Origin of the sequence: Pseudolysinimonas sp. (genome assembly GCF_044239695.1) — a bacterium.
Lineage (GTDB): Bacteria > Actinomycetota > Actinomycetes > Actinomycetales > Microbacteriaceae > Pseudolysinimonas_A.
Genome location: NZ_JBIIAW010000156.1, coordinates 1 through 5,047 on the forward strand (window position 1 = coordinate 1; position 5,047 = coordinate 5,047).

The window sequence follows — 5,047 nt, forward strand, 5'->3', positions numbered from 1 at the left end:
GTCAGGTAGCGGTCGTAGCCCTCGTTCTCGAGCCGGTCGGCGAGTTCGGGTCCGCCTTCCTCGGCGACCTTGCCATCGACGAAGACGTGCACGAAGTCGGGCTTGATGTAGCGCAGGATCCGCGTGTAGTGGGTGATGAGCAGGATGCCGAGGCCGGTGTTCGCGTGGGCCCGGTTGACGCCCTCGGAGACGATCTTGAGCGCATCGACGTCGAGGCCGGAGTCGGTCTCGTCGAGCACCGCGAACTTCGGCTTCAGCAACTCGAGCTGCACGATCTCGTGCCGCTTCTTCTCGCCGCCGGAGAAGCCTTCGTTGACGTTGCGCGCGGCGAACGCCGGGTCCATCTTGAGGTCGGTCATCGCGGTCTTGAGCGTCGGACCCCACGAGCGGATCGAGGGCGCCTCGCCGTCGATCGCGGTCTTCGCGGTGCGCAGGAAGTTGGCGACGGTGACCCCGGGGATCTCGACCGGGTACTGCATTGCGAGGAAGAGCCCGGCACGGGCGCGCTCGTCCACACTCATAGACAGCACGTCCTCGCCGTCGAGCTCGATCGAGCCGCCGTCGACGGTGTATCGCGGGTGGCCGGCGATCGTGTACGCGAGGGTCGACTTGCCCGAGCCGTTGGGGCCCATGATCGCGTGGATCGAACCCTGCTCGATCGTGAGGTCGACGCCCTTCAGGATCGGCTTCTTGACGCCGTCGGCGTCGATGGAGACCTGGAGGTCGGTGATGACGAGCTTGCTCATGAGATCTTCTCTCCGATGTAGATGTCGCCGTCGATGATCTCGACCGCGAAGACGGGAACCGGCTCGTAGGCCGGGAGGGTCAGCGGCTTGCCGCTGGTGAGCTCGAACTTCGAGCCGTGCGCCCAGCACTCGAGGGTGTCGTCTTCGACGAAGCCCTCCGACAGCGAGATGTCGCCGTGGGTGCAGGTGTCGCCGAGAGCGTGCACGTCGCCGGCGGAATCCATCACCACGGCGATCGGAGTGCCGTCGACCACGACCTTCTTCGCGGTCGAGACCGACAGATCGCTCAGGGCGCAGACCTTCGTGCTCACGCGGCACCTTCCAGTTCGGCGACGAGGGCGTCGATCAGGCGGGCCTGCAGCTGCGCCTCGGGGATGCGCTGCACGATCTCGACGAGGAAGCCGAGCACGACGAGGCGACGCGCCTCGGCCTCGGTGATGCCCCGGGACTGCAGATAGAAGAGGTGTTCGTCGTCGAAGCGGCCGGTGGCGCTCGCGTGCCCCGCGCCGACGATGTCGCCCGTCTGGATCTCGAGGTTCGGGATGCTGTCCGCCCGCGTGCCTTCGGAGAGCACGAGGTTGCGGTTCTGCTCGTAGGTGTCGGTGCCGACGGCGCGCGGACCGATCAGCACGTCGCCGACCCACACGGTGCGCGCGTCCTGCCCGTTGAGCGCGCCCTTATAGGTGACCCGGCTGCGGGTGTGCGCCGCGTCGTGGTGCACGTAGACGCGCTGCTCGAGATGCTGGCCGGCGTCCGCGAAGTAGACGCCGAGGAGCTCGGCGTCGGAGCCCTCGCCGGCGAGGTGCGCCGACGGGTTGACCCGCACGATCGCGCCGCCGAGCGAGACGACGATGTGCGTGAGCTTCGCGTCCTTGCCGATCGACGCGAAATGGCTCGCGAGGTGGCGGGCGTCGGCATCCCACTCCTGGAGGCTCACGACCGTGAGGTCGGCGCCCTGACCGACGAGGATCTCGACGTTCTCGGAGAGCGCCGCTCCCCCGCGGCTGTCGAGCACGACGAGGCCCTTCGACTGCGGAGCGGCCTCCACCACCACATGGGCGGCGCGCGGCGCGGAGCCGAGCGCCGCGCGGGTCACGGTGAGCGCGTCGGGCTCGCCGTCGACGCGGATCGACAGGGCCTTCTCGAACGAGCTCCAGGCGTTGGCGGCGGCGCGTTCCTCCGGGATGCCGGCCGATCCGACTCGGGAGTCGAGCCGATCGATCCAGTCGACCGTCGTGCCGACGACGTCGGGGTACTGGATCGCATACGGCGACCCGTCGAGTCGTCCGTCGATGAGGTCGCGGATCTTCGCGACCGGCGTGAGCTTCCACTCCGCCTCCCAGCCTTCGACGGCGGGGAAGAAGTCGTGGTCGGTGGAGGCCGGACGCTCGGAGCGGGTCTGCACCGGGATGTTCTGGGCGGAGGCGATGGGCCCGTCGCTGTGCGCGACGATTCCCAGCCGCTCCCCGGCTGTCGTGGTGTCGGTCATGCTCAGCCGACGCTGCCTTCCATGCTCATCTCGATGAGCTTGTTGAGTTCCAGGGCATACTCCATCGGGAGCTCGCGGGCGATGGGCTCGATGAAGCCGCGAACGATCATCGCCATCGCCTCGTCTTCGGCCATGCCGCGGGACATCAGGTAGAACAACTGCTCCTCCGAGACCCGCGAGACCGTGGCCTCGTGCCCGAGCTGCACGTCGTCGACGCGGATGTCGATCGCCGGGTAGGTGTCGCTGCGCGAGATCGAGTCGACGAGGAGCGCGTCGCAGCGCACCGTGTTCGCCGAGTGGTGGGCGTTCTCGCCGACCCGCACTTCGCCGCGGTAGCCGGCGCGACCGCCGCCGCGCGCGATCGACTTCGAGACGATCGAGGACGTCGTGTACGGCGCGAGGTGGATCATCTTGGCGCCGGCATCCTGATGCTGCCCCGGACCGGCGAACGCGACGGACAGGGTCTCGCCCTTGGCGTGTTCCCCGACGAGGTAGATCGAGGGGTACTTCATCGTCACCTTGGAGCCGATGTTGCCGTCGATCCACTCCATCGTCGCGCCCTCGTGCGCGATCGCGCGCTTGGTGACGAGGTTGTAGACGTTGCTCGACCAGTTCTGGATCGTCGTATAGCGCACGCGGGCGTTCTTCTTGACGATGATCTCGACGACCGCGGAGTGCAGCGAGTCGGACTTGTAGATCGGGGCGGTGCAGCCTTCGATGTAGTGCACGTAGGAGCCCTCGTCGGCGATGATCAGCGTGCGCTCGAACTGGCCCATGTTCTCGGTGTTGATGCGGAAGTAGGCCTGCAGCGGGATCTCGACGTGCACGCCCTTCGGCACGTAGACGAACGAGCCGCCCGACCAGACGGCGGTGTTCAGGGCGGCGAACTTGTTGTCACCCGACGGGATGACGGTGCCGAAGTACTCCTGGAAGATCTCCGGGTGCTCTTTGAGCGCCGTGTCGGTGTCGAGGAAGATGACGCCCTGCGCCTCGAGGTCTTCGCGGATCTGGTGGTACACGACCTCGGACTCGTACTGGGCGGCGACGCCGGAGACCAGTCGCGAGCGCTCCGCCTCGGGGATGCCCAGGCGCTCGTAGGTGTTGCGGATGTCTTCGGGGAGGTCCTCCCACGACTGCGCCTGCTTCTCGGTCGAGCGCACGAAGTACTTGATGTTGTCGAAGTCGATCCCGGAGAGATCGGCACCCCAGGTGGGCATCGGCTTCATGCCGAAGATCTTGAGCGCCTTGAGGCGCATCTTGCGCATCCACTCGGGCTCGCTCTTGAGCTCGGAGATGTCGGTGACGACTTCCTCGGAGATGCCGCGGCGGGCATTCGATCCGGCGGAGTCGGAGTCGGACCAGCCGAACTCGTACTTTCCGAGGTCGTTGAGTTCCGGTCGGTCGATCAGGACGTCTGACATGGGTGAGCCTCTTTTCCAGCTGAAGCGAACCATTCCGCTCGTGTCAGCATTCCGTGCCGGGATACGGCGTCTGCCGCGATCCAGCAATCGCTGTCGGGCAGCAACGACGGTGCTCTCTAGCGCTCCGAGTCTACAGGGTGGGCCAGCTCGGCGGCTGGGCACGGGCTCCGCGTTCAGCGGAGCCGATCAGCGCACGGGCTCCGCGTTCGCGGCCGCGACGAGCTGGTGATCGCGAACCGCCCACAGCCGCGGATCGGTGTCGAGCAGCACCCGCAGCGCCCCGATCCAGACGAGGGCCGCGATCGTCACGTGGATCGCGACGAGCACCTCCGGGATGCCGACGAGCGACTGCGTGGTGCCGAGCGCGAGCTGCACGAAGAGCACGAGCAGGAAGAGGCCGATCCGGGTGAGGGCCAGCGCACCGCCGGCCTCCCCGCGGAGCCGGAACGCGAGTGCGACGGCGATCGCGAGCACGGCCACGGCCGAGACGCCGTGCACGACGACGACGACGTTCCAGTCGAAGCCCATGCGCGGGATGTCGGCCGAGTCGCCGGCGTGCGGGCCCGACCCGGTGACCAGGGTGCCGGTGACCACGACGGCGCCGGTCACGACGACGAGCGCCCAGGCGAGAGCCCGCGACCCGGCGGACGGTCGCGGCCCGTCGCCTCCCGTCCACCGCGCCCGATGCCAGGTGAAGGTCGCGCAGGCCAGGAGGCCCATCGCGAGGACGAAGTGCAGGGCCACGACCCAGGGGTTGAGGTGCACGAGCACCGTGATGCCCCCGGCGACGGCGTTGGCGACGGTCAGCCAGAACATCGACCAGGCCAGGCGCGTCAGCATCCGGTCCCGCGGTCGCTGCAGGCGCGCGGCCACGATCGCCCAGCCGACGGCGATGATCAGCAGCCCGGTGACGAGACGGTTGGTCTGTTCGATGAGCAGGTGCACCGAATCCGGAACGAGCTGGATGACGTTCGTGCCGTCGCAGGTCGGCCAGGTCGGGCACCCGAGGCCGGAACCGGTGACCCGCACGACGACGCCGCCGAGCACGATGAGCACGCTCGTGACGAGGGCCGCGGTAGTGCCCCAGCGGAGCGCGCGGGAACCGAGTTCCCAGCGTGCGGCGGCCCAGCCGAGCGGTGTCTTCACGGGACGCTCAGAACGGGATCGGCAGGTGCAGCAGCGGGTCGAGTCCGACGGCCACGAAGACGAGGGTCAGGTAGGTGATCGACGCGTGGAACACGCGCATCGGGGTGAGCTCCTCGCCGCGGATCGCGCCCGCGTAGAGGCGGTGCGCTTCGACCACGAACCACGCACCGGAGACGGTGGCGACGACCGCGTAGAGCACGCCCATCGGCGCGACCGCAACGAGCAGGAGCGAGCAGACCACCGTC

At 68.2% G+C, this 5,047-nt stretch carries 5 protein-coding genes and 1 pseudogene; all 6 read right to left on the bottom strand.

The window, feature by feature from the left end; genetic code table 11:
• Positions 1–746, bottom strand: a 746-nt coding sequence (gene sufC, locus ACILQS_RS15510) for a Fe-S cluster assembly ATPase SufC (protein ID WP_395641027.1), incomplete at its 3' end; no start/stop codon positions are given.
• Positions 743–1,057 carry a non-heme iron oxygenase ferredoxin subunit gene (locus ACILQS_RS15515; protein WP_395641028.1) on the bottom strand — a complete coding sequence of 105 codons (315 nt, stop codon included), beginning with the start codon at positions 1,055–1,057 and terminating at the stop codon, positions 743–745. The genes ACILQS_RS15515 and sufC, both read right to left, overlap by 4 nt.
• On the bottom strand, positions 1,054–2,235 hold the full coding sequence (sufD, locus tag ACILQS_RS15520) for a Fe-S cluster assembly protein SufD (protein WP_395641029.1): 1,182 nt from the start codon (positions 2,233–2,235) through the stop codon (positions 1,054–1,056). Before sufD ends, ACILQS_RS15515 begins: the two co-directional genes overlap by 4 nt.
• Positions 2,236–2,237: 2 nt before the next feature.
• Complete coding sequence (gene sufB / locus ACILQS_RS15525; RefSeq protein ID WP_395641030.1) at positions 2,238–3,656, bottom strand: Fe-S cluster assembly protein SufB; 1,419 nt, start codon at positions 3,654–3,656, stop codon at positions 2,238–2,240.
• 186 nt (positions 3,657–3,842) lie between these two features.
• Complete coding sequence (locus ACILQS_RS15530; protein WP_395641031.1) at positions 3,843–4,802, bottom strand: heme A synthase; 960 nt, start codon at positions 4,800–4,802, stop codon at positions 3,843–3,845.
• 7 nt (positions 4,803–4,809) lie between these two features.
• Positions 4,810–5,047: pseudogene (locus ACILQS_RS15535) on the bottom strand (protoheme IX farnesyltransferase); the annotation flags it as partial.